The organism is Opitutaceae bacterium (assembly GCA_015075305.1).
GTDB lineage: Bacteria > Verrucomicrobiota > Verrucomicrobiia > Opitutales > Opitutaceae > UBA6669.
Window position 1 is genome coordinate 246,928 of sequence record JABTUS010000007.1, and the last position, 26,336, is coordinate 273,263.

Consider the following 26,336-nt stretch of genomic DNA (forward strand, 5'->3'; position numbering starts at 1 on the left):
ACTCAATCGTCCGCCGGATGCCTCGGTGGCGCGCATCGGGGCCGCGTCGCGTCCCGACGGGGTCGGTCGTATGGATACGCCTGCGGGCGCGACGGCGCGCGCGGGCGCGGCGGGTCAGTTGTTTTCCGGCCTGATTCGGATGCGGGCGCCTGCGGGCTGGAGGCCTTCCGCGGAGACGGTCAGTTCGGCGGAGCCCGCCTCGTCAGTCGCCTGGCAGATGGCCAGGCACATGCCCATGAAAGCATTTCTTGCGGAGGATGGCGCGGGTGAATGATCGAGCACGTCGCCGTTCCCGGTTCCCAGTAGCTTCAGGGGACCGCGGACCGAATAGGTGATGCGATTGTCCGCGGCGGGCACGAGCACGCCGTGTTCGTCAACGATGCGGACTGTCGCGTGCAGGGCGTCGCGATGATTCGCGCGCATGGTCGTGCGATCGATTTCGAGCGTGAGCCGTTTCGCGGGACCAGCCGTCTGCTGAATAGTTTCGGCCATCGCGCGGCCATTGCGATAGGCGACGGCCTTGAGCACGCCAGGCCGATAGGGCACGTTCCAGACGATCTGCCAGGCGAGCGTCATGGGCTGGCGTCCGAGGGAGCGGCCGTCCTGGAAGAGTTCCACCTCCTCGGCGTTGGAGTAGGCGACGACCGGAATCGTGACGCCTTCCTTGCCCGGATGGGTCCAGTGCGGGAGCAGGTGGACCATTGGCTTCGTGGTCCAGAGGCTTTGATAGAGATAGTAATGGTCCTTGGGAAATCCCGCGAGATCGAGAATGCCCGCGGATGACGCGCGGCTGGGCCAGCTTGATTCGCCGAGGTAGTCGATGCCGGTCCAGCGAAACTCCCCCATCACATGGGGCAGGCTGGCGGTGAGCCGCCAGGAGTCGCGCGCATTCAGGTAGACGTAGTTGTTGTCGTAGGAGGAACTCAGTGTCGGGCGTTCCGTGCCGAGGTCCCGGACCTCTGTGAAGACCTCCTGCGGTGCGAGATCGGGGATTGGCGGGTAGCCCGGGATCTTTTCCCGCATGCGGGTGGTGGTGCGATAAACTCCCCGGGTCTGGCTTGTGTGCGGATGCTCGGTGCCGATGAAGAGTCGTTTGGGAAATTTCTGGCGATCCTCGCGGTAGAGGAAAACGGATCCGCCGCCGTCATTGTAGCCGGCGACGTCGAAGACATCCGCGAAACCCGATTGGTTGGCCTGGTCCATGTAGTTGATGCCGCAGGTCACCGGCCGCGTGGAGTCGATCTCGTGCACGGCGTCGCGAAGCCGGCGCGCGTCGGCGACGCCCTCCGGTTTGCCGAGTTCGCGCACTTCGTTGCCCACGCTCCACATGAAGACGCACGGGTGGTTGCGATCGCGGAGAATGGCGTCCTGGACGTCGCGCACGGCCCATTCGGCGAACAGCTGGTTGTAGCCGCCGGCGGCCATGTCCTTCTTGGCGATGCGCCATTCGTCGAGGGTTTCACCCATGACCAGGATGCCCATTTCATCGCAGAGGTCGTAGAACTCGCTCGCCATCGGGGCGTGGCCGGTGCGGATCGCGTTGCAGCCGGCCTCCTGCAGGAGGCGCAGTCTCCGCCGCAGGACGTCCTCGGGGACGGCCGCGCCGACGGGCCCGGCGTCGTGATGCAGGCACACGCCCTTCAGCTTGGTGTTGCGACCGTTCAGGAAGAATCCCTGCCCGGTGGTGAATTCGAGGCGGCGGATTCCGAAACGGGTTTCAACCCGGTCGACGAGTTTTCCACCGGCGCGCACGGTGGTTTCGAGCAGGTAGAGTGCCGGTGATTCGGGTGACCAGAGTTCGGGGGCGTGGAGTTTGATCGTCTGGTTGAAGGCCAGCGAACCCTCTGCGCCGATGGTCTGTGAAGTCGGGGTGAATGTGGCGATGCGGCGGCCGTTCCTCAGGACGGCGTGTTCGACAGTCACGCCGATTGGCGCACGGTTCTGATGTTTGACCGAAGTTTGCACGCGGATTTCCGCGAGTTCGGAGGTCGCCTCGGGTGTTGTGACAAAGATGCCGTTGGGTTCCACGTGGGTGGCATTTGTGGCCGTGAGCCAGACGTGCCGGTAGATGCCGCAGCCGGTGTACCAGCGGGAACTGGGCTGGACGGAATTGTCGACCCGCACGGCGAGCACATTGGGATTGCCGTCGCTGCGGAGAAACGGGGTGAGATCGTGGCTGAAACTGACGTAGCCGTAGGGGCGGCGGCCGAGGGGGTGTCCGTTGATCCAGACGTCGGCATTCATGTAGACGCCGTCGAAGGTGATGCGCACGTGTTTCCCGGCGAATGCGGGGGACAGGTTGAAGGACTTTCGATACCAGCCGACACCGCCCGGGTAGTAGCCCATGCGACCGATGCCGGGATGTGTTTTTGCGATGGGGCCGCGAATGGCCCAGTCGTGCGGGAGAAGCACCGGCTCCCAAGAGGCATCGGCAAAGGCCGGCGCTTCGGCGCCTGCGGGGTCGGAGAGGATGAATCTCCAGCCGTCGTCCCAGTTCAGGTGAATCCGGGGTGCAGTTGCCGATTCTGCGCGAACCGAGGCAGGAAGAGCGAACAGACAGATGGCCGCGAGGGCGAGACAGGCCCGTCTGTGGCAGGAGCGGGGGAGGAAGGGGAGAGCAAGTGATGTCATGTGGTGCAACGGCCTGGTTCGCGAAGTGGTCCTGGGGCGGCAGGGTGCGTGCGCGCCATGGGCGGTGGCATTCTAGCACGGCAGGGTGCGTGCTTCACATCCCCCAGAATGCGTGGGTTGATGACCGGCAGCGCGGCGGGATTGCGGCGCCTACATCAGCCAGTCGGCGGTGAAACCGGAAAGTTTCAGACCCTTTTGGATGTAGGGACTGCGCTTCATCACCTCCCAGACGAATCCTGTGCGGTGATTTTCAGTCATGAGCAGGATGGGCCCCTGATCGATGCCGAGCTGCCTGTCATCAAACCAGCCGTGCTCGGGGTGGATGATCCCGTGAGCCGCCGGTCCCCATTCCTCCCTGTAGGTGGGATTGAAGGCATCGAGAAATCCATGATGGTTGAAAAGAAGGTCACCGAAGTGTTCGTGCATTGCCATCAGGGCCGGAATGGTGATTTCCGGGGCGAATGGAACTGAACCTCCGGCGGTGGTCGGTGTGATCGTGCCATCGTCGTTGATGGAGCGCCGGCTCGCCCCTCGCGCCGAATACGTCTTGAAGCGCACGGATTTGTCCTCGATCTGAACTGTAACCGAGGCCGGCCCCATGCACGCGGAGAGCCCCCAGATGTTCTCTCCATAGCCTTTGAATCCGCCGGGGTTTGCAATGCAGTAGGCGCGGTTGGCCAGGGTGGCCCGCCGCGCATTCACAAAATAGTCGATGCCCTTGTCGTGCATGTAGGGATCAGCGAGGCCGCGCGGGTCAATCCATACGTGGCTGTACTGGTAGCCAAAAAGCGGATTGAACTGCACGTACTCCTGTCCATGAAACTCGCCCCGCTGGTAGAATGAACCTCGTGCCGCAAACACGAGGGAGGTTGGATTGAAGCATGACAGGATTGGGCTGGCTGGAAACAGCGCGGCGGTTGGGATCGGAGTCGCAGCGCCGCTGCTGCGGGAGATGGCGAGACAGCACCGACGGCCTGCAAACGTTGTCAATTCTGGCGCTGAACCTGTGGGAACGCGTCATTTCTGCGCAGGGCGCGTGCGTGGCGCGAGTTTGGTGGCAGTGTTACTGGCATAAAATGAGCGGCTTGCACGCTGCTGAGAACAACATGCCAGCTTCTCCTGCTGTCCGGAATTCCCCGGCACCCTGCGGGACCTTTGTCTGTGGCAGCCGTTTGTTGATGTTGGTGTGATGTCAGTTTCCACAATTCGTTCGCGCGGTGATCTGTCGTCGGGGTCGCGTACTAAACCAATGGATAGCAATAATTTGGATGTGCATCTTAGCGGATGATTCGGTGCGGGCTTCATCTTGAGATTCGTTGGAGTGGACGATTTGAACTTGCAATGATAACGTTTGCATGATTTGTCTGCCTCATCGTACCCCATCCCGCTCGAACGATGCTACCCCCTGGCCTCATCGAATATTTTTATGCGAAATGCGCGTGCGGCATCGGATCCGGTTGCTGGGCGGCACAGCCTTTCGCCCTGGCGGCTGGCGCGCATGTCGTCCTGCCGATTGTCGCCCTGGTCTCAGTTGCGCCGAGCAACCCTGTCGAAGGCATCGCCGCGCCGGACAGCGCAGTCCGATCCCAGTTTTCACCGTCAACCCCAACCCAATCCACATCATGAATGTCAGGCAACTTTGCCTCATCCCGTTCACGCTGGCCGGCGCGATCATTGCGTCGGCACAGACGTCTCCCGACTCCTCGACGGCGTCCACCACCGACAGCCAGAGCCAGGAATTGCCTGCGTTCGAGGTGCGCGTCGATGAGGACCGCGGCTACCTCGCGGTCAATTCGCTCGCCGGCGGGCGCACCAACACGCCGCTGAGACTCATACCCTCCGCCATCTCCGCCATCACGGCCGAGTTTCTCGAGGACCTTGCGATCACCAACATCCGCGATTCCTATTTCTGGACCGTCAACGCCTCGCCCGGCAATCTCCGCCAGCAGGAAACGATATTTGGCGACTACGAATACAACATTCGTGGCGTTGGTTCAGGCAGCACGGTTCCCACGCGCAATTACTTCCACTTCTACGCGACGAGCGACACGTACAACACCGAGCGCTTCGAATTCGCCCGCGGCCCGAACTCCATCGTTTATGGCGACGCCCAGCTCGGCGGCCAGCCGACCACGTGGACCAAGGTGCCGCGCGTCGACCGCGACTTCCGCTCCATTCGCGCACAAGTGGACAGCTACGGCGGAATTCGCACCACTCTTGACGTGAACCAGCGTCTCGGCGACAGGGCGGCCATCCGGGTCAACGGCCTCTATCAGCTCGGCAAGGACTGGCGCGACGGCATCGACCTTGACCGCCAGGCAGTTCACATCGCCGCCCGGTACCGCCTGACTGAGAAGACCGAAATCCGGGCCGAGACGGAGTGGAGCAAGGAGGAGCGACTCACCTATGCCATCAATCACAGCGACCAAAGCTCCTACTGGACCGGACGCACCGCCGATGTTGTCGGTGCCAATGCCATTCCCGCTGCTGAACGCGCTGCCGCTGGCGTTGCCCTGCAGAGTTCCCAGCCGTATTTCCTCGTCATCCCCGCGGTGCCGAAGGCGGGATATCAGAACTGGCAGAACACATTTCAGACGGTCGGCACCGGGGGCTCGCTGCTCGACACCCCGCGCGCGGACATTCCCAACTCCCCGGTTCTGCCCAGCCGCGAGTTCACCCTCCAGCCACCGGACGGCACGGCCTCCGAGAACTTCAACACCGTGACTGTCTGGCTCGACCACCGTTTCAGCAGAAACCTCGAGGCGCAGTTGTCCTATTACTACTTCGACGATCGCCGTGTCGCCAACACAACCGAGCTGTTCAATGCCCGTCGCGTGGACGTCAACCGGCTTCTTCCCGACGGAACTTCGAATCCGAAGTTCCTCGTTCCGTTCTCCGACGCCGCAGTCGGGCGCCAGCCGCAGTCGCGCACGGTGAATGAGATTCGCGGTCTCGCCTCCTGGAATTTCGCCAGCGACTGGAAGGGGCTCGACCTGAAGCAGCGCTTCACCGTCGCCGGCGGACGCCGCTGGTTCAACTTCGACCTGAACTCCTTCTTTCAGCGGCGCGTCAATGGTCCAAACCCGGACCTCCGCCTCGAGGAGAACATCGTGCGGTACCGGCTCTATTGGGACGAGCCGCGCAAATATCCCATAATGGGTCTTCCCGGCATTCCCGGAGCGGACATCCAGTATCGGCAGGTTTTTTTCCAGACTCACACGGATGACGTGCTCGACTACGCGCAGCTCGTTTCAAACACCACGCTCTGGGATGACCGGATTTCGCTCCTCGGCGGCGTGCGTTACGACACCTTTGACCGCAGCCAGCAAGCTTCCGATCAGCGGCCCACTGGCGCCGTGTTGCTTCCGCCCGTCTCGCAGACCGGCAATTCGACGACCTTCTCGGGAGGGGCGGTGGCCTATCCGTTTCCCCGCGCCAAGTGGATCGGGGTATTCTGGAACTACTCCGAGAACTTCACGCCTGCCACGCCCGGCCTGCCGCGCTTCGACCTGTCACCTTTCGGTCCCACGAGCGGCTCCGGAAAGGATTACGGCATCCGGCTGAATCTCCTTGGCGGCAAAGTTTACGCCTCTTTCAGCCGCTACGACTCCAAGCAGACCGACCGCATCACCGGCACCAACGCCGGCGCCTTGCGCGGCATCTGGCGCGCCATCGGCTACACAGTCACGCTCGACGAGCGGAAGTTCAACATTGACTTCCGTGACACCGAATCCCTGACCGCGGACGGTTACGAATTTGAGATCACGGCCAATCCGACGGACAATCTGAGGTTGACCGCCGGTCTGAGCCTGCCCGACACCGCCATCGTGGACCGCCTGGCTGACACCAAGAAATACAATGAGCTGAACCGCCCCGAGTGGGAGGCTGCCCGCAGCACCGGTAGAGGAGTGAACGGTTACGTCATGACTGCGGCCGAACGCAACTCTCTCCAGAGCAACCTCGATGCGCTCGACCAGACGCTGCTTACAACTGTCGCTGGTGCGCGCCTCAACGGCACGCTCAAATACACGGCGAACTTCTATGCGACCTACCGGTTCACCGAGGGAGGACTGAAGAACCTTTCCGTCGGCGCCGGCGCCTACCTGCGCGGCAAGCAGAAAATTGGAAACACGAGTCCGCAGATCCTGTTCAAGACCGACAACCCCACACCCCAGCAGAGGGCCGATTCCGCATTCGCCTACAGGTATGCGCCATCCTACTACAATGTCACTGCACACGTGAGCTGGGAGCACAGGCTTTTCGGCAGGTACCATGCGAAATACCAGATCAACGTGGACAACTTGCTCGACGATGACGACCCCCGGTTCTACTCGATCATTACTCCTCGCGTTGGCGGCATCGCGACCAACCCGCTTGTCGAAATACCGGGGTTCTTCAACTACCCCGAGCCAAGGAAGGTCACGTTCTCAGCGACCGTGATGTTCTGAGACTCGTTTTGAGAAGCCGGCACCCGGTGGATCTTCCATCGGGCGCCTGGCGCCATTTTTCTCATTCAAGAGCCGGGGCCTCCGGCGGAAGGAAGCAGGGCTTGGTGGTCATGACGCGATCGCGGCGTCTTTGGTTTTTCGCGCGACTCCAGGGTGCGTTGTCCGCTTGAGCCTTGCGTGCGTGCCAACTCTCGAAGTTCAATGGCATGCCCATGGCCGCCGCCAGGAAGAAGACCGTCTGGCTGATTGAGGACAACACGACGTTGAGCCGGGTGATTGCGCGCATGGTTGGCGCGATCAGCGGCATGGCCTGCACGGCGAGGTACATCCGGTGCGAGGATGCGCTCGTTCAGCTTGGGCAGCCGGCGAATGTCCCGCCCGATGTCATCCTGCTCGATGTCGGATTGCCGGGAATGAGCGGCCTGGATGGGATTGCGCGGATCCGCGAACTGTCGCCGAAGTCCCAGGTGGTGATTCTCACGGTCTTCGACGACGACGAGAAGATCTACCGGGCCATCTGCGCGGGGGCGTCCGGCTATCTTCTGAAGGGTGCGGGGATGGACGAACTGGCCGCTGCGCTGGAGCAGGCGATGCAAGGGGGCGCGCCTATGACGCCGCGGGTGGCGCGGCGGGTGCTTGAGATGTTTTCGCGCCTTGCGCCGAAGGAGAACCGGGGGACGACGCTGTCACCCCGCGAGCGACAGGTTGTCGAAGGCATGGCCGCCGGGCTCACCAACAAGGAGATTGCCGCGAAGCTCGGATTGAGCGCGCACACGACCGACGGGTACACCCGGCAGATCTATGAAAAGCTCCACGTCAAGAGCCGGAGCGGCGCGGTCGCCAAGGCGATGCATGATCGCCTGTTTGACGCAGGATGAGAGATTCGCGCCCGGCGCCCGTGCATGCTCGGTGGAGACGCGGATGGGGAAGGCGGAGAGGCTCTGATGCGGAGGGACGCAGTCCCATGCACCTGGACGGGCGCGCTGTGCGGAGCAGCGCCGGAATAGTTCCACGCGGAGTGATGCGGTCTCTTCCCCCTGGAGGGGCACGCTTCGTCGTGCCCTGGGAGTCCCGTGGAAAGATTCACACCATCTCCCGCCGCCAGAGTCGATCCAGCATGTGCCACATCCGGAATGCGAAAAGTGAGGTTTGACCCCTTTGGATTGGGGATGGGGAAATCGGGGGTTTGATTCGGACATGGGTTGACGAATCATGCGGCGCTTGTCGGGGAGGAGCGAGTCGCCGGCCTCCCGCCTGTTGTAGCGGTGGGCATTTCAAGTTCCAAGTTCATGGCCCTGGTGCCAAACGCGACATTGACGGCGTGGTGCATTTCCTGGAGTTCCTTCACCCGGACATCCGCCGGGCCCCGGATTGGAAAGTGCATGAGGTACACCCGGGAGTCCCCGATCCCCGCCTGCCAGCCCCAGTCGCTCTCAGGACCGCCCCCAAACGTGGTGAACGTGATCTTCCCGATGAAACAAACCACCTTTGGCCGGTAGCGCCGGACGATTCCCAGCGCCCGCTCGATTCCCTCCCGCGCCTCACCCTTTTCCAGCATGGTCACATCGATGGTGGGCCGGTCGACCAGGTTCACCAGATTCAATCCGTAGACCTGCCGGAACTTTTCGTCGTAAATCCGCCTGAGCTTCCCGTCGTTCCGCAGATCCGCCTCCGCTTCCTGGATCAGGCCCGCCCGGTTCAGCAGATACCAGAACATCTTGTTGTTCGAAAAGGGCACGCCACGCCGATCGGAGCCGGGATGCGGGTTGATTCCGACAAAGAGAATCCTGGCATGTTTCGATATCTTGTAGTCGATCATGATGTCGATCCGGCCGCCTGCCGCTGTTCACCGCCGCGGTGCTCAGATTTCGGCGCCGGTTCCATAGTATTGGGTGTCCTCACGATAACCGCCCTGGCCTTCGCCGATGCCGCGGTAGTCCTCGACCAGTTCGATGGACTTGAGCCACTTGATCATCTTGAAGCCGAGCTTGGTTTCCACGCGCAGCCGCAACGGTGCTCCGTGACTCATCGGGAGCGGCGCGCCATTCATCGCGTAGGCGAGGATGGTCTGGGGATAGCACGCCTCGCGAATATCCAGCGAGCCGTAATATTCGCGGGCCTGGCCGTCCACCTGATGCGTGTGGAAGATCAGATAGCGCGCCCGGGGGAGCGGCCGGCATCGCTCCAGAATTGCGGACAGCGGCACGCCTTCCCATTCGGCAAAGGCCGACCAGCCCTGGATGCAACAATGCTGGGTGATCTGCCGCTTCCGTGGCATGGCACGCAGCTCGGGCAGCGAGAGCAGCAGCCGGTGCTCAACGAGTCCATTCACCTCCAGCCGCCAGCTTTCGAAGCCGTTGCTCGCGAGTGCCGCCCACGCGGCATTGTCCGGCGGGCGTCCGTTGACCCAGAACGCCGGGGAAATGTCGGAAGCGGCGTACTCCTCCCGGGTGGTCAGCCGGTAGAGCAGGAGGCGCATCAGCCAGTCCGTGACCAGGCCGGACAGGTGTTGCACCGAGCGCGGGCGGCGCCGCGACCATACGGTTAGCGCCACGTGAATCGTCACGACCACCGCGATGCCGCCAAGACCCAGCACAACCGCCAGGGTTTCGCCTCGGGGCCGCATCCCCAGGACGATCTGATTCATCTTCTGCGGAAAATTCTCGATGAGGACGAGCCCGACGTGGATCGGAATGAAAACCAGGTAGCCGACCAGCGCCAGAAAATGAAGACTGCGTGCCTTCTGGCGGTTGCCAAAAATCCGCAGATACCACGGAAACCGCGCGGTGAACGCCGGCGACATGGCCGGACCGGTGAGCAGTGAGATGGGCGCGAGGACAAACACGACGCCGGCATACGCGAGCTGCTGGAGCGGATTGTAAGGATGCAGCGCGTCCGCAGGAGGGAAATGGAGCGAGGCGTAGGTCAGCAGCGTGTGCCAGGCCGCCGGAAAGATGCTCCACGAGGTGGGGATCAACCGGTTCCAGTTGCCGGTGAAAAAAAGCAGAAAGACATACGCGAAACCGTTGAGCACCCAAAACGCCACGCAGAAAAAATGCCAGTGGCGTCCGATGCCCAGGCTGTGGCGTCCGCCTGGCAGCGCGATCCACGGTGACACGTCCACGGCCTCGTCCATCGAGGTCCAAAGCCCGGTCTTCGGCACAACCTTCCGCGAAAACTTCAACCATTCACTGCCCGGCGTGCAGTGCTTGTTCCAATAGAGCCGCGGATGGTCGGCCAGGATTTGAATCCCGCTCCGGATCAGCAGCGTGATGAACAGGAAGTTGATGTAGTGATTGACGCGCAACCAGAGCGGAAAATCCATCGATGCGACTGCGTGAATCATGTTTGTGAACGTCCGCAGCGGACACCACCGGGCGGAAATTTTTCGCGCACCCTCCATTGCGCGCCGCCGGCATCCATGACCATGATTCTCATGCGCGTGCCTTTGCCTTCCGTCCGGCGGACACACGGACGTCTCCGGCAAAGAGCCTTTCCGCGTTCTTGGGCCCCCAGCTCCCCGCGGCGTAGTTGGGAAAATTGCGCGCGGTGTGCTTCGCCCATGCGTCGAGCACGGGCATCAGGATCCGCCACGCCGCCTCGACCTGATCGGCACGCATGAAGAGGGTGGGGTCGTTGTTCATCACGTCCCACAGCAGGGTCTCGTAGGCGTCCGGCGACGGGATGGAAAAACTTTCCCGATAGTTGAAATGCATCTGCACCGGCCGCAGCTCCATCAGCGGCCCGGGGCGCTTCGCCTGGAAGCCGAGCACGATGGCTTCCTCGGGCTGGATGGACATCACCAGTTGCGAGGGATGCCAGTTCACGGCGGCTTCGTGTGGAAACAACTGATGCGGCACATCGCGGAACTGAATGACGATCTCCGAACGCTGCTCGGCCAGGCATTTGCCCGTGCGGAGATGGAAGGGCACGCCTTCCCAGCGCCAGTTGTCAACGAACAGGTTCAAGGCCGCATAGGTCTCCGTCTGTGAACGCCGCGAAACGTTCTCCTCCTCGCGATAGCCGCGCACTTTCTTTCCGCCGACGATGCCCCGGCCGTATTGACCGCGCACGGCGCAGCGGTGAACCTCGCCCGGCGCAATCCGGCGCACCGCACGGAGCACATCCAGCTTCTTGTCGCGGATCTCGTCCGCCTCGAACGAGGCGATCGGCTCCATCGCGACGAGACAGAGCAGTTGCATCAGGTGGTTCTGCACCATGTCGCGGAGCGCGCCGGCATGTTCATAATAACCGCCGCGGTGGCCGACGCCCACCGTTTCCGCCGCGGTGATGGTCACGTGATCGACGTACCGTCGGTTCCAGATCGGCTCGAAGAGCGGATTGGCGAAGCGGAAGGCGAGGATGTTCTGCACCGTTTCCTTGCCGAGGTAGTGGTCGATGCGGAAAACCTGCGATTCGTGAAACCCGCGGGTCAGCGCGCGGTTCAGCTCCCGCGCGGACTCCAGATCGTGTCCGATCGGCTTTTCCACGATGATGCGCGCGCGGTTCCGTTCCAGGTTCAAACCGGCTCGGGCGAGCTGGTCGGGAATCACGCCCACCATGGCGGGCGGCGTCGCCAGGTGAAAGATGCGGCTGGCACCGCTCCGCCAGGTTTTCTCCAGCAATCCGCAGGTTTTCGCGAGCGTCGCGTACGTGGCCGGGGCGTTGAAATCCCCCTGCTGGTAGGTGATGCCCCGCGCGAATCGATTCCATTCCGCCACCCTGAAAGTCTCCCGGCGGGCGAACTTTCGGACGCCGTCGAGCAGCCGCCTGCGCAGCGCGTCATTCGTCATCGGTATGCGGTCAACCGCAACGATCGCATGGCGCGCCGGCATTCGTCCGTCCCGTTTCAAGTCGAACAGCGACGGGATGAGCTTGCGCCAGGTCAAATCGCCCGCGCCTCCAAAGATCACGATGATGGTTGGTGGAATCTCCATGTTGCCTACTCCTTCTCCCACTGCGTGTGGAACGTGCCTGCGACATCCGTGCGCTCGTAGCTGTGAGCGCCGAAGTAATCGCGCTGCGCCTGGATCAGGTTGGCCGGCATCCACGCGCTGCGATAGCTGTCGAGATAGGCGAGCGACGCCATCATGGCCGGCGCCGGCACGCCGAGCTCGCTCGCGGTGCAGACAACGCGGCGTAGATTCTCCTGATTCTCCGCGATTTTTTTCGCGAGATGCGGATCGAGGAGCAGGTTCGGCAGATCGCGTCGCACGCGAAATGCCGCGCGGATGTCCTCCAGCAGCGCGGCCCGGATGATGCATCCGCCCCGCCAGATCCGCGCGACCCTCTCGAGGTCGAGTTGAAATCCGTGCTTTGCCGACGCCACCGTCAGCAAAGCCATGCCCTGCGCGTAGGCGATGATCATGCCGACATGAAGCGCGCTTCGCAGTCGGTCGATCATCTGCGGGCGGTCTCCCTTTGGGAGGGGAACGGGACGGTTGAGAATCCGGCTCGCCGCGTCGCGTTCGCTCCCGAAGACGGAGAGGTTTCGCATCGCCACAGCCATGTCTATCGTGGGCACCGGAACCTGCAGCGCCATTGCGTCCTGCGAGGTCCACGCGCCCGTGCCCTTTTGCCGGGCCTCGTCGAGAATCACGTCTATCAGCCGCGCTCCTGTCCTCCCGTCGACCGGCTGGAAAATGGCGGCCGTGATCTCGAGGAGGTACGAGTTGAGCTCGTCGCGATTCCACCGCTCGTAAACGTCGTGCAGTTCGTCGTCGGTCAATCCGAGCCCGCGTTTCATCAGATCATAGGTGTCGGCGATCAGGCGCATCAACGCGTACTCGATGCCGTTGTGAACCATCTTGACGTAGTGGCCCGCCGCTCCCGGACCGAGCCATGCCACACACGGCTCGCCGCCCGCACGGGCGGCCACCGCCTCGAAGATCGGGCGCACCCGTTCATAGGCGTCGCGCGGACCGCCCGGCATGATGCTGGGACCGTGGCGTGCGCCGTGCTCGCCACCGGAGATGCCTACGCCGAGAAACTGGATCCCGTGCTCCGCGAGCGTTTTTGCCCGCGATTCGAGGTCGCTGAAGTGGGAGTTGCCGCCGTCGATGATCAGGTCGCCACGTTCGAGATGCGGGAGCAGGTCGCGAATGACCGCGTCGACCGCCGGCCCGGCGGGCACGAGCATCATCACGGCGCGCGGCGTTCGGAGCAAACCGACGAATTCCTGCATGGACGCCGCGCCTTGTATGTCGCGGTTCCCCGCCTCCCTTTTCAACGCCGACACCTTGTCGGCGTCCTTGTCGAAGCCCGCGGCGGAATGGCCGTGGTCGGCCATGTTCAACACCAGGTTGCGGCCCATCACCCCGAGGCCGACCATGCCGATTTCAACATGGGCATTTTTCATTGGTCACTCCCCGCCGGTCACGCGCCGGTGCCGGCGTTCAAGCGCAGCCTCGCCAGGAGCTCGTTGCGCAAATTTGGATCCTTCTGGAATGCTCCGTGCATCTCGCTCATCTTCATGGCGGAATGCGTGTCGTGGACGCCGCGCGCCATGGCGCACATGTGTTTGCCGTCGATCAGCACAGCGACCCCCAGTGGCTCGACAATCTGTTCGACAAACACGGCGATCAGATGGGCGGTCCGCTCCTGGTTCTGCAGCCTTCGGGCGAAATAGCCGGCGATGCGGGCTAGCTTGGAAAGCCCCAGGATCTGTTTGTCCGGGATATAGGCGATGGTGATGCTCATGAGAATCGGCAGCAAGTGGTGCTCGCACAATCCGACCTCCCTGATGCCGTCCACGACCACCATGTCGTGGCAGATGGCCGTCCGACACTCCGCCTTGAACATCTTTGTGAGGTCGGCGGTATCCAACCGCGAGCCTTCCGTCATCTCCACGAGGGCCTTGGCGGCTCGCAGCGGCGTCTCCCCCATGCCCTCGGAGTTGAGGTCGGCACCGAGTTCCCGCAGGATGCCCGAATAGTGTTCCGCGATTTTGGTGAGATCAGGTGGTGTCATGTGCGGTGAAACTAGCGGAGGATTGCCGTGTGGTCCGTGCGAACATCGCAGTTGCCGCCTTTGCCGGGGCCATCAGGGCCGCGACGACGGATTGCAGGCTGGGTGCGTTCACAAGGCCCCCTTCGATGATGCGCCCCGCGGCGTCCCGTCGGATGGAATTGAATGTGTTTTCATAAAATCAAACTTGATGGTTTTGCGCCGCGGCGGTTCTGGAATCGCTTTCAGTGTGGGACGTGTCGAGTTGCATGGATCCTGGCTTCCCGGCGTTCACGATCTTCAAGACGCGCTTCTTCAGGAGCGAACCGGCCAGCATCTTCTTCAGTTCGCTGTTTCTCTTCTTGAGCCCTTTCGGTCGCCGGGCAGTCGGCTTGTTCATCATTTCACGTTTCCTTTCAAATGAAGACTTGAACGACCGCCGGCGCGGCGATTGTGCCGCGCGGCGCTTGCGGCTCCCTTGTCCTGCGCCTTCGCGATGCAACCAAGGCGATTGTCCGGGTTCCACTGCGTTGGTTGCATGCGGACACCGTACTCCATCCGCGCGGAGCAGTCATTGGGCGCGGTGCCGATTCCTTCTGGGTGCCATGACTAGGCCCGTAGGCAAATTGCCTAGCGCGGATCGCTCCGTCAGGGCGAAGCGGACGCGAGGGTGGGAGTGGAGCGGGCCGCTCCGCCGCGGGATCAGCCCTGGGATTCCACCCAGCGGGTGGCCAGCCGCGTCAGGCCGCGTCCATCCGGCAAATCCAGCTTTCGCCGGATGTTGTCGCGATGCGCCTGCACGGTTTTTTCGCTCAAATGGAGCGCGCCCGCGATTTCCTTGGTGCCCAGCCCCCGGCCGGTCAGCTCGAACACCTCGAATTCGCGGTCGCTCAAATCCCGGAACGAAAGGGACTCCTCGTCCGTCCGTTTCGCCCCGAACGATTGGAGGATCTGCCGGGTCATCGCATCGCTCAGCGAGATTTCCCCCCGCCTGACGTCGCGAATGGCCTGGAGCAGTTTCTGCGGCGGTTCCTTCTTGCTGATGTAGCCTTGGGCTCCGGCACGGAGCGAGCGTTCAGCATACACGGACTCGTCGTGCATGGAATGCACCAGGACCGGCAGCCGCGGAGACCGGACCTTGATGTCCTTGATGAGATCGATGCCGCTCCTGTCGCCCAGTGAAATGTCAACGACGACAACGTCCGGACTGGAGGCCGCGATCTGCTCCAGTGCCTGTTGAAAAGTCTCCGCCTCACCGCACACGGTCAGGTCTGCCTCGCGTTCGATCACCCGGATGAGCCCTTCCCTCATGGTCGGATGATCCTCCACCAGCAGAATCCTGACTTTCTTTCGCTCCGCCGCCTGCGAGGGTTTCGGCATGGGAACAGTTGCGCGTGTTTTCTTTGTGCTCATGGCCTCGATTTTTCGGGTTTGACGCCGACACCCCGCAGCAGACAGGTCAGCAGCGTGCCGCCACCCGGCGCCCGTTGCAAGGTGAGCTCGGCCCCGATCATGCTCGACCGGTGCTCCATGATTTTCAGCCCCATTCCCCGCTGCCGAGAAAGATCCCCGGGAAGTCCGCAGCCGTTGTCGGCGACCGCGAGTTTCACGGTGCCGTCCTTCTCGGTCAGCCGGATGGCAATGCGTTTCGCCCGGCCGTGCTTGATGGCGTTCTGGACGCCCTCCTGCGCGATGCGAAACAGGTTCATCGCGGTGGATTTGTCGTGCACCAGCACGGAATTTGGACAAGCGAAACTGCACGAGATCCCGTAGATGCCCTTGATTGAGGAGGCCAGTTCCTTCAGGGCGAACATCAGGCCCTCGGCTTCCAGACTTATTGGAGAAAGCCCCTGCGCCAGCGAGTGGGCCTCCTTGATCGCCTCATCGAGGAGCTGGGTGATTCGATGCGCGTCCACGGCGCCCGGCAGGGATTTCTGCGCCAGATCCTCCGCGAGCACGTGGCTGAGATAGGCGATGCCCCGCAGGCGCTGGCTCAAACCGTCGTGCAGATCCTGCCCGATGCGGCGCTGGACGCGCTCGCTGATTTCCAGGATTTCCGATTCCAGGTCTTTGCGGTCCGAATACGCCTTTAGATTGACGGCAACGGCATCGATCAGCCGTCGCTCGTCCGCCGAGAAGGGACCCTCCGCGTTCGGCGGACATTCCGCCAAGTAGACCACCTCGACCATGCCGCCGCGTCCGTCGGCCGTTGTGAACTCCGCCCGCTGGCTCCATCGCGATGGGCGGAAGTTCGAGGTCTTGTACTCCATGCATCCCAGTTTGATTCGTGCGGCGGCGACCTCGTGATGCCTCCAGGCCGGCGGCAGCAGAGCGGCGATTTCCTCAAGCATCGCGATGGCCGGCTTTCCTTCCAACTGGAGCACGTGGGCCATCCGATACATGACCGTGAGTTCCTTGACCCGTTCACCCAGCAGAAGCACCAGGCGGCTCCGTTCGGCGTCATTTTTTTTCCGGGCCGTGATGTCCCGCCCGACCACCGACATTCCAACGAGGACGTCGCGCGCATCCTTGATGGGCGAAACCGTGAGCGACAGGTCAACGAGGCTGCCGTTCTTGGCGAGGCGCACCGATTCATAATGCTCAATCCGCTCTCCCTGCTCGATCTTCCTGCGAATTTCCTCCAGTTCGTCCCGCAGATCCGGCGGCACGAGGAATGAATAGTGGCGTCCGATGGCCTCTTCGGCCCTGTAGCCGAAAATCCGCTCCGCTCCTGAGTTCCAGCTCATGATGGCGCCATCCAGCTTTCTTCCGATGATCGCGTCATCCGAAGCTTCGACGATGGCGGCGAGCAACCCCCGCTCGCGCCAGCTTTCGCGGAGCAGGTCCTCGGTGGTCTGATAGAGTCGGATTGTAAGCTTCGGGTCGTGCCGCCTGAGCACGGCCTCGAAATCAACCGAAGCCGCGCTGCGGCCGATGAGGACAAGATCGGGAGATTTGGTGAACTCAGGCACGGCGTTCACTCCTTTGCCGCCAGTTGCCGTTCACGTCAACCTGCACCGCCCGATCCGCCGGCAAATCCTGCGGCCCGCGAGGTGCGATGAGCCTCTGGACTTCGAAGATGTCGGAGAACCGAATGGATTCACGCGGAGAAGAGGGAGTCGAAGCGTTGATGAGCATATGCACCGGCGTCTTTGCGCCACGCGCGAACCCTGGGCATGACAAAGCATGCCCCTCCAACGGATGGGCTTCTCTGATTTGGAGGGGCACGCTCCGTCGTGACCTGGGGACGCGCGTGGAATAACAGCGCGGGAGGAAATTCACGGGGAGCGGAGGACGGCATTCAGCAGACGCGATGCACCTCCAGGCCGAGCAGCGCGCCGAGTTTGGAGATGCGGTCGGCGAGGGCGCCGACACCGACCGCGCAGTGGTGCGCCGGGCCGTGGGCGTTCCAGCGATTGACAAATTCGCGAGCACCGCAGGCGAAACGATACCGGCTGTTGGTGTTGCCGATCTCGAGGATCGGTCCGGGCACGGACTCCGCCTCGGCGCAGAGCAGCTCGAGCCTGCCGTTGGCCGATTCGATCACGGACAACAGCGTCACGGGCCCATGCCGGACAGCCATCTCCACCGACACGCCGCGACCAACCTTGCCATGAAAGACATCCAGTGGGCGGACCTTTGTTCTGCCCTGTGCAATCGCGATGTGTCCCGGGCCGTCGTGTCCCATCAGCACGACATCGTCGTTGAAATCCATGGCGTAGTACTCGGTGAAGGATCCGCCCGCGCCGAAAAGATCCATGATCTTCATCGCCTGGACATTCTTGATCTCGTACTCGCCGGCCACGGGGATGCCGCGGCTCGTCAGCATTGACGTGCCCAGGATGATCGAGGCCAGTGTCGCCTCGTTTTCAGCGACTCCGGTGCCCTTGTAATAGTAGGCCAGGGATCCGAGACGGTGCTGGGCGACCATCTGGTCCAGTGCGAGGGAGGTCCGTGCCGCGTCGGCGAGATCCGACTCGGCGCAGTCCGGCTGGACGTCAAACACATCGTGGAATTCAGCGGTGCGCCGGGCGACCGCGTCGCCGGAGATTTCCCGGCGAATGGCGGAAAGCTCGTCAACCTCGAGCATCACGATCTGGGTTCCAAACGTCGCGGACTGCAGGGTCATGTCGCTGTAGATGTCGAGCATGCCTCCATAGTAGTGGCCCATGACGCCGAGGCGGTTATCGGCCATGGCCGAGGCAACACCCGCGGCCTCGATCCAGGCATCGACTTCGTTCCAGCAGGCGGAGTCATTTTCAAGGCATCCGGTGATCTGGTGAAAACGAATGCCGGCGCGCTTGAAGACATTCGCCAGCTCCGGCACCGAACAGATGGCGCAATGGGCGAGCCACTCCCCCGTCATTTTTGTCCGGTCGCGCAGCGCGTTGAAGGATGCGTAGTCGATCGCCGCTGACGGCTGAAGTCCGAGAATGATGACGGGAACCTTCGCGCGCTGCACGACCGGCAGCACGGTGGCGGACAATGCGTAGGTTGTCACATGCAGGAAAATGAGGTCGACCTCGCGCTGACGAAAGGTGCGGCCGGCCGCAACTGCGCGATCAAGCGTGTCGATGAGCCCAAGATTCACGACTTCAACACCCGGGCGCGAGAGTCTGCCCGCCACCTTGCCGACGTAATGCTCAAGCCGATCGCGAAGTCCTGCAAACTGGGGCCAGTATTCATCAAGGCCGATGCCGAACAATCCGACGCGGAGGGGAGTGGACTTCATGGAAAGAATTCCGGATTCCTCTGGAGAGGAAAGCCAATGCAAATAGCGCGGTTCGGGACAAAGGAAAGACCGCTGACGAGTTTTGAGCGAAATTCGATAATTTTGTCCAATTTGATTCAGGCTCCAAAAGTGTCTGCCCTGCCAATGCAGCGCGAATTCAATGAACGGGATTGCCGCCGCATCCAGTCGCCAATATTCATCAGGCGAACCATTCAAGCATGAGTTTTTCGAGAGCTTTTCGTGCAGGCATTGTGGTGGTCGTGTCGTTGTTCTCAATGCAGCAGGCCTCTGCAGTCGACGAGCACCTAGAACGCGGCTTTCTGCGGCCTCCTGCCGCAGCGCGACCGTGGGTCTACTACGTTGTGATGGATGGAACGCTCACGCGCGAAGGCATCACCGCCGATTTTGAAGCGATGCGCGAGGCCGGCATCGGCGGTCTCATGATCATGGAAGTGGACCTCGGCCTGCCCCGCGGTCCGGTGGGGTTCATGAGCCCGGAATGGCGGGAGATTTTTACCCATGCGGAAAACGAGGCACGACGACTGGGACTGGAGATCGGTGTGATTGCCGGGCCGGGATGGTGCGGCACAGGCGGACCGTGGGTGTCGCCCGAGCAGTCGATGCAGCATCTGGTCGCGAGTGAAATGAATGTGACGGGACCCGCGCATTTCAACCGCGAGCTGCCGCGTCCCCAGCCGAGGGTCCCGTTCTTTGGCGCGAAAACCATGACTCCAGAGCTGACGCGCGAATGGAAGGAGTTCTATCGCGACGTCCGTGTGCTGGCCTTCCCCACGCCGCGCGGCGGTCTGAGAACTGAAGGGATAGACGAGAAGGCGCTCTATCGCCGGGCGCCGTTTTCCTCGGTGCCCGGAGTGAAGCCGTTTCTGCCCATGCCGGCCGATTTTCCCTCCGCGCCGCCCGATGAATGCGTTCGGACGAATGCGATCGTGGATCTGACGTCGCGGCTTGGTCCCGATGGGCGGCTAGACTGGTCGGTCCCGCCCGGTGAATGGACGATTCTGCGCTTTGGGCGCGTGAGCACCGGGCAGACCACGCGGCCGGCTCCGGCCAGCGGGCTTGGATTCGAAAGCGACAAGTTTTCGGTTGCGGCGGTGGAGAATCATCTGGCGCATTATCCGGGTCCATTGCTAAGCGGCCTGGGGCCCGATTCGCGGAAGGGCGGCGGGGTGCAGGTGCTTCATTTCGACAGTTGGGAGATGAGCGCGCAGAACTGGTCGGGGGAGTTTGCGAACGAGTTCCGGAAGCGCCGCAACTACGATCCCTGGGCCTGGCTGCCGGCGTTCACCGGCCGTGTTGTCGACAGCCCCGAAAAGACGGAACGTTTCCTGTGGGACCTGCGCCAGACCGCGCAGGAACTGGTTGTCGCGAACCACATGCTGCCGCTCAAGGCGATGGCGCGGAAGCACGGTCTGACGTTCTCGATCGAACCGTATGACATGAATCCCAATGCGGATCTCACGCTCGGCGCCGCGGCGGATCTGCCGATGGGGGAATTCTGGTGGCATTGTCCGAACTTCAACACGGACTACAGCGTCATTGAGGCTGCCTCCATCGGCCACACCAACGGCAGGCGGATCATCGGCGCGGAGGCGTTCACTTCGGACCCGGGCGAGGACTGGCGGGGGTATCCCGGCTCGGTCAAGGGACTGGGCGACTGGGCGTTCTGCGCGGGGATCAATCGCTTCTACATACACCGCTACACGCACCAGCCGTATCTTGACCGCAGGCCGGGAATGATGATGTGGAAGTATGGAGTGCACTGGGAGCGCACGCAGACCTGGTGGCCCATGGCCGGGGCGTGTCATGAATATTTCTCGCGCTGCCAGTTCATGCTGCAGCAGGGGCAGCCTGTTGCGGACATCCTCTACCTCGCCGGTGAAGGCGCGCCGCAGGTGTTTCGTCCGCCGCCCGATGCGACGACCGGCAACCGGCCGGACCGCCGCGAGTACAATTTCGATGGTTGTGCGCCTGAGACGCTGCTCGAGGGCGTGACAGTCAGGGATGGGCGGATCCATTTGCGCGATGGCGGAAGCTATGCCGTGCTCGTGCTGCCGAACCGGCCTACAATGACCCCGCGCCTGCTGCGCAGGCTGGATGCGCTCGTGAGCGCCGGAGCGACGATCCTTGGTCCGCGCCCGCGGCATTCACCGAGCCTTGAGAATTTTCCCGATTGTGACGACGAGGTCCGCACGCTTGCGGATGCGGTGTGGGGCCCATGCGACGGGCGTGCGGTGAAGGAGCATGCGCACGGCAAGGGCCGGGTTGTCTGGGATGCGGATGCGGCGCCGCAGGATGTCTTCACGCAGTACAGCGCCCACGCGGGCACCGCCGCGCTGCTGAAGCGGATGGCGGTTGCACCCGACTTCGAAAGTGACGGACCGGTGCGCTACACGCATCGCAGGCTGGGGACGACGGAGCTGTATTTTGTCGCCAACCGCGAGAATCGCGCTGTGGACGCGAACTGCGTGTTCCGGGTTGCTGGGCCGCAGCCCGAGCTTTGGGATCCCGTCACTGGCGGACGCAGGCCTCTGCGGAGATTCGGGACCCAGGCCGGTCGCACCACGATTCCCCTGCGTTTCGAGCCGGAGCAGTCCTTCTTTGTCATCTTCCGCAGCGCTCCCGAAAATCAGGCAGGTTGGGAAGGGGTGGAGAATTTCGCGGCGATGCATTCCGTGCAGGAAGTGCGCGGACCCTGGACCGTCGCGTTTGATCCCAGGTGGGGAGGCCCGGAGCGGGTCGCTTTCGACGTGCTTGAAAACTGGATACAGCGGCCCGAAACCGGCATCCGGCACTATTCCGGAGTGGCGGTTTACCGGAAGCGGTTTGAATGGGAACCGGGCGGCGGCGAACGCGGTGCACGGCGCCTCTGGCTCGACCTCGGGACCGTGAAGAACATCGCGCGAGTGCGACTCAACGGGCGCGATGTGGGCGTTGTCTGGTGTTCGCCCTGGCGGGTCGAAGTATCGGGCGCGCTGCGGCGCGGCGCCAACGACCTGGAGATCGAGGTCGCGAATCTCTGGCCGAACCGGATGATCGGGGATCTGGCGCTGCCGCCTGCGGAGCGGTTCACCTGGTCCTCGCTGAATCCGTTCAAGCCGGACAGCCCGCTTCTGGATTCCGGGCTCCTCGGCCCGGTCACGCTGCTGGCGGAGCAGGCGGGGGCCGGGCGGATTGGCGAGCGTTGAGACATTGCCGAGATTTCCAACGCGGAGTCGCGGAGCACGCGGAGAAGAGGGAGAGGGAGACTGGGGGACATGGAAACGCGGGGAGGAAGGAGTCGATGCGTTGATGAGAATGTGCGCCGGCGTTGTGGCGCGATGCGCGAACCCTGGGCATGACAAAGGATGCCCCTCCAACGGAGGGGGGGAAGCATGCGATTCTGGAGAGGGGAAGCATGCGATTCTGGATGGGCACGCTCCGTCGTGACCTGGGGACGCGCGTGGAAGAACGGCACCGGAGGAAATTCACGCGGGCGCAGCATAGCAGTCCGAGAGGTTTCACGCGGAGAAGCGGAGCACGCGGAGAAGAGGACCCGCGCTTGCGCGACTATGCCAGCAGCTTGTTGATTACATTTCCGTGCACGTCGGTGAGTCGGTAGTCGCGGCCCTGGAAACGGAAGGTCAACTGCGTGTGATCAATGCCCAGCAGATGCAGGATTGTCGCATGGATGTCGTGCACGTGCGCGCGGTCCTCGACCGCGTTGAAGCCGAGTTCGTCGGTCTCGCCGATGACCGCGCCGGCCTTCACGCCTCCGCCTGCGAACCACATGGTGAAGGCGTCGATGTGATGATTGCGGCCGGTGGTGTCGCGCGTCTCGCCCATCGGCGTGCGGCCGAACTCGCCGCCCCAGATCACCAGCGTGTCATCGAGCAGGCCGCGTGACTTGAGATCCGTGACGAGGGCGGCCTGCCCCTGGTCGACCTCGCGGCAGATCTTCTCGAAGTCACCCTGAAGGTTTTCACCCGGGCCGCCGTGGCTGTCCCAGTTCGTGTGATACAACTGCACGAAGCGCGTGCCGCGCTCGATCAGCCGGCGGGCGAGCAGGCAGTTGCGTGCAAAGGAGTGCGTGGTGCGGTCCGCCCCGTAGAGCCGCAGCGTGGCGTCGGATTCGCCCGACAGATCGATGAGCTTCGGCGCGCTCGACTGCATGGCGAAGGCCATCTCGTAGGCGGCGATGCGCGTGTGAATCTCAGGGTCGCCGGTGGCGACCGCCCGGCGCAGGTTGAGATCGCGAATGGCGTCGATCGTCTCGCGCTGCTTCTGCGATGTCACGCCGGGCGGGTTGCTGAGATCGAGGATGGGCTCCGCACCGGATCGCAGCGGCACGCCCTGGAAACTTGTCGGCAGGAAACCGGATCCCCAGTTGACCGGTCCTCCCCGCGGGCCCCGCGGCCCGGACTGCAGCACGACAAAACCGGGCAGGTCCTTCGCCTCGCTGCCGAGTCCGTAGTTGACCCATGCGCCCATGCTCGGACGGCCGAACTGACCCGATCCGGTGTTCATGAACAACTTTGCCGGAGCATGATTGAACAGCGTGGCCTGGCAGGACTTCAGGATGGTGATGTCGTCGACGATGCCGGCGGTGTGGGGGAAGAGGTCGGACACCCACGCGCCGCTGCGTCCGTGCTGGCTGAATGTCCGGCGCGTGCCGAGCAGCTTCGTCGAGTGACTGCTGTCCATGAAGGCGAAGCGTTTCCCTTCAAGAAACGACTCCGGGATCGGCTGGTTGTTGAGCTCGACGAGGCGGGGCTTGTAGTCGAAGAGCTCGAGCTGGCTCGGGCCGCCCGCCATGAAGAGGTAGATGACGTTTTTTGCGCTCGGGGCGAAGTGTGGATGCCTCCGGGGGGAGCCAGGCAGGGGAGCGGTTGTTGCGCCGGAGAGCGGGTGCCGCCCCAGCAGGGAGGCCAGTGCGATGCCGCCCAGTCCGACGGAACAGCGACTGAAGAAGTGGCGTCGCGTCAACTGGCGGAGGTGTTCCTCGGGGGAGATGGGGCGCATGTGTTTGAAAGTTGGATACGGGCGGTGAATCACTCCCGCGTGATGGTTTCGTCGAGGTTGAGCAGGACGCGGGCCACGGTTTCCCAGGCTTCGAGGCGGCGCTGCGGGTCGGATCCGGACGCAGCCTGAAGCTGCTGCTGATAGAGATCAACGAGGCGCCGGCGCTCGATGCGGTCGGGTTTGCGCGCGAGGCAGAGGCGGAAGGCGGTTTCGATCTGGCTTGTGATGCCGCCCCTGCGGGTGTCGAGCATGCGGCGTGCAAGCGCCTGGGAAAATTCATGGAACTGCGGATCGTTGAGGAGGGTGAGCGCCTGCAGCGGTGTGTTGGAGTGCAGCCGGCGCGTGCACGCTGTCACGCCGTCCGGTGCGTCGAAGACGGCGAAGGCCGGGTGGAGGGTTCCGCGCCAGCGCTGCGTGTAGATGCCCCGGCGATGACGATCATCCCCGGTGCTGGTTGGCCAGGGGCGCCTCACCTGGCCGAGCGCCATGACGCCATCGGGCTGGGGTGGGTGCACGGGCGGGCCTCCCAGTTTTTCGAAGAGCAGGCCGCTGGCCGAGAGGCAGACGTCGCGGATGACCTCGGCGTCGAGCCGGATGCGGGTCTGGCGGGCGCAGAGTTTGTTCAAGGGATCGATGTTTTCCAGATCGCGCCTCACCGTCGATGCCTGGCGGTAGGCTGCCGAGGTGACGATCAGGCGGTGCATCGCCTTCATGCTCCAGCCCTGTGCGATGAATTCCGTGGCCAGCCAGTCGAGCAGTTCGGGGTGCGAGGGTGGCTCGCCCTGGGTGCCGAAGTCGTTCTCGGTCTCCACCAGACCGCGACCCCAGTACTGCTGCCAGATGCGATTGACGGCGACGCGCGCTGTCAGCGGATTGCCCGGATCGACCGTCCAGCGGGCAAGATCGAGCCGGTTGGGATTTTGTGCTGTCAGCGGCGGGAGCTCCTGCGGCGTACCCGGGGAAACGGCTTCGCCGTGGCGGGTGAAGTCGCCGTTGATGAAGAGAAAAGTCTGACGCGGCGCCGGCAGCTCGGACATCACGAGCGTCGAGACGAATCGCGGTGCGCGATCGAGCGCGAGAAAGGACTGGTTCAGGTTGAGAAATTCGGTATCGGCTCCGTTGAGCGTGAAGTAGATGTCGCGGCGCTGCTCCAGGGATTGTTCCGCCCAGGGAATCGCGATCGCATCCCGTGTCTTCTGCTTCAGTGCTTGAATCGAATCGGGCGTGAGTTCGGCGATCTCCCTGACGACATGATCGGACTTTCCGTCGAGGAAGGCGGTGAGTGCGGTGCGGGCCTTTTCCAGTTCGACTTCATGATCGGGGGGAAGGGCGGATTCGCCGGGAAACTCGAGCCGTCCCCCGGCCTTCGACTCACCGTGGCCGTCATTGGGGCTGTTGTTGAAGAAGGCGAAGAGCTGGTAGTACTCCTTCTGCGTGAGTGGGTCGAACTTGTGGTCATGGCACTGGGCGCAGCTCACCGTGAGCCCGAGGAAGGCGGTGCCGTAGGTGTTGGCGCGATCAACAACGGACTCGACGCGGAACTGTTCCGGATCGATGCCGCCCTCCTGGTTGATCTGGGTGTTGCGGTTGAATCCGGTGGCGACACGCTGCTCCAGAGTCGGCTCCGGAAGAAGATCGCCGGCGAGCTGCTCGACGACAAAACGATCATAGGGCAGATCGCGGTTGAAGGCGCTGATCACCCAGTCGCGGTATTTCCAGATCTGCCGTGGAGAATCGACGCTGTAGCCATCGGAATCGCTGTAGCGCGCCACATCGAGCCAGGTGCGCGCCCAGCGCTCGCCGTAGCGCGAGGAGGCGAGCAGGCGGTCAACGACGCGCTCGTAGGCGTCGCGCGACCTGTCGCGGAGAAATGCGTCGACCTCTGCGGGCGTCGGCGGAATGCCTGTCAGGTCGAGACTGACCCGGCGCAGCAGAGTGACCCGATCCGCTTCGGGCGAAGGTTTGATCGCTTCTTTTTCGAGGCGGGCGAGAATGAAGCGATCGATGGTGTTCCTGACCCATCGCTTCTGCTTCACGGGTGGCGGTTCGGGGCGGGATGGCGGAACGAAGGCCCAGTGGATGAAGCGGCCGGGCTCCTCGTTTTGTGGAGCGATGGCGCCCTGATTCACCCATGCGCGCAGCGTTGCGATCTGATCGGCTCCCAGCGGCGGCTTCTTGTACGGCATGCGCGGAATGTCCGTGTGGGTGCCGGTGATAACCTCGATCAGCAGGCTTTCGCGACCGTGGCGGAGCTTGGAGATGGAGCCGCTTTCGCCGCCCAGCTTCATGGCTTCGGCGGTGTCGATGCGCAGGCCGGCCTCCTCCTTGCCCTCGCCGTGGCAGCGGACGCAATGCCGGGTGAGGATCGGCTTGACGTCGCGCAGGTAGTCAACCGTCGCGCCCGATGCGTTGGCGGGAATTGACGCCAGGAGCGGGCACAAGCCGAGAAAACGAAACCAAAGCATCACCGGTCAATAGATGCTGGAATGGGGGGAAGTTGAAAGCGGATTTGTCTGAAGGGGTGAGCCAGCGGCAGTGCGTGTGAGGGTGTGAAATTTCAC

At 63.0% G+C, this 26,336-nt stretch carries 16 protein-coding genes; 3 read left to right on the forward strand and 13 right to left on the reverse strand.

Annotated elements, in window-relative coordinates:
* Positions 1–114: 114 nt before the first annotated feature.
* Positions 115–2,631, reverse strand: a complete 2,517-nt coding sequence (locus HS122_14755) for a DUF4982 domain-containing protein (protein MBE7539656.1) — start codon at positions 2,629–2,631, stop codon at positions 115–117.
* A gap of 150 nt (positions 2,632–2,781) precedes the next feature.
* Positions 2,782–3,621: a hypothetical protein gene (locus HS122_14760; protein MBE7539657.1), complete on the reverse strand. Its 840-nt coding sequence runs from the start codon at positions 3,619–3,621 to the stop codon at positions 2,782–2,784.
* Positions 3,622–4,253: 632 nt separating this feature from the next.
* On the opposite strand from HS122_14760, the gene HS122_14765 reads away from it, so the two are divergent.
* Both HS122_14765 and HS122_14770 read left to right on the forward strand, forming a co-directional pair.
* Complete coding sequence (locus HS122_14765) at positions 4,254–7,079, forward strand: TonB-dependent receptor (protein MBE7539658.1); 2,826 nt, start codon at positions 4,254–4,256, stop codon at positions 7,077–7,079.
* 206 nt (positions 7,080–7,285) lie between these two features.
* Positions 7,286–7,957 carry a response regulator transcription factor gene (locus HS122_14770; GenBank protein ID MBE7539659.1) on the forward strand — a complete coding sequence of 224 codons (672 nt, stop codon included), beginning with the start codon at positions 7,286–7,288 and terminating at the stop codon, positions 7,955–7,957.
* 332 nt (positions 7,958–8,289) lie between these two features.
* Here HS122_14770 and HS122_14775 read toward each other — a convergent pair whose 3' ends face one another.
* The 9 genes from HS122_14775 to HS122_14815 all read right to left on the reverse strand — a co-directional run bounded on the left by HS122_14775 (position 8,290) and on the right by HS122_14815 (position 18,756).
* Positions 8,290–8,898, reverse strand: a complete 609-nt coding sequence (locus HS122_14775; GenBank protein MBE7539660.1) for a hypothetical protein — start codon at positions 8,896–8,898, stop codon at positions 8,290–8,292.
* A 42-nt stretch (positions 8,899–8,940) separates the two neighbouring features.
* On the reverse strand, positions 8,941–10,425 hold the full coding sequence (locus HS122_14780) for a molybdopterin-dependent oxidoreductase (protein MBE7539661.1): 1,485 nt from the start codon (positions 10,423–10,425) through the stop codon (positions 8,941–8,943).
* Between the two features lie 88 nt (positions 10,426–10,513).
* Entirely contained in the window at positions 10,514–12,016 is a 1,503-nt protein-coding gene (zwf, locus tag HS122_14785; protein ID MBE7539662.1) for a glucose-6-phosphate dehydrogenase, read from the reverse strand.
* A 5-nt stretch (positions 12,017–12,021) separates the two neighbouring features.
* Positions 12,022–13,437, reverse strand: a complete 1,416-nt coding sequence (gene gndA, locus HS122_14790) for an NADP-dependent phosphogluconate dehydrogenase (GenBank protein MBE7539663.1) — start codon at positions 13,435–13,437, stop codon at positions 12,022–12,024.
* A 17-nt stretch (positions 13,438–13,454) separates the two neighbouring features.
* Entirely contained in the window at positions 13,455–14,048 is a 594-nt protein-coding gene (locus HS122_14795; GenBank protein ID MBE7539664.1) for a GTP cyclohydrolase I, read from the reverse strand.
* 178 nt (positions 14,049–14,226) lie between these two features.
* On the reverse strand, positions 14,227–14,526 hold the full coding sequence (locus tag HS122_14800; GenBank protein ID MBE7539665.1) for a hypothetical protein: 300 nt from the start codon (positions 14,524–14,526) through the stop codon (positions 14,227–14,229).
* A 200-nt stretch (positions 14,527–14,726) separates the two neighbouring features.
* Complete coding sequence (locus tag HS122_14805; protein ID MBE7539666.1) at positions 14,727–15,404, reverse strand: response regulator transcription factor; 678 nt, start codon at positions 15,402–15,404, stop codon at positions 14,727–14,729.
* A 29-nt stretch (positions 15,405–15,433) separates the two neighbouring features.
* Positions 15,434–16,996, reverse strand: coding sequence for a PAS domain S-box protein (locus HS122_14810; protein MBE7539667.1), 1,563 nt, complete (start codon positions 16,994–16,996; stop codon positions 15,434–15,436).
* A 329-nt stretch (positions 16,997–17,325) separates the two neighbouring features.
* On the reverse strand, positions 17,326–18,756 hold the full coding sequence (locus HS122_14815) for an arabinose isomerase (GenBank protein MBE7539668.1): 1,431 nt from the start codon (positions 18,754–18,756) through the stop codon (positions 17,326–17,328).
* Positions 18,757–18,974: 218 nt separating this feature from the next.
* Here HS122_14815 and HS122_14820 point away from each other — a divergent pair, with 218 nt between their 5' ends.
* Positions 18,975–21,962: a glycosyl hydrolase gene (locus HS122_14820; protein ID MBE7539669.1), complete on the forward strand. Its 2,988-nt coding sequence runs from the start codon at positions 18,975–18,977 to the stop codon at positions 21,960–21,962.
* A 361-nt stretch (positions 21,963–22,323) separates the two neighbouring features.
* Here the strand turns inward: HS122_14820 and HS122_14825 are convergent, their stop codons facing one another.
* Both HS122_14825 and HS122_14830 read right to left on the reverse strand, forming a co-directional pair.
* Positions 22,324–23,775 carry a DUF1501 domain-containing protein gene (locus HS122_14825; protein ID MBE7539670.1) on the reverse strand — a complete coding sequence of 484 codons (1,452 nt, stop codon included), beginning with the start codon at positions 23,773–23,775 and terminating at the stop codon, positions 22,324–22,326.
* 29 nt (positions 23,776–23,804) lie between these two features.
* Complete coding sequence (locus tag HS122_14830; protein MBE7539671.1) at positions 23,805–26,240, reverse strand: DUF1549 domain-containing protein; 2,436 nt, start codon at positions 26,238–26,240, stop codon at positions 23,805–23,807.
* Positions 26,241–26,336 lie beyond the last annotated feature (96 nt).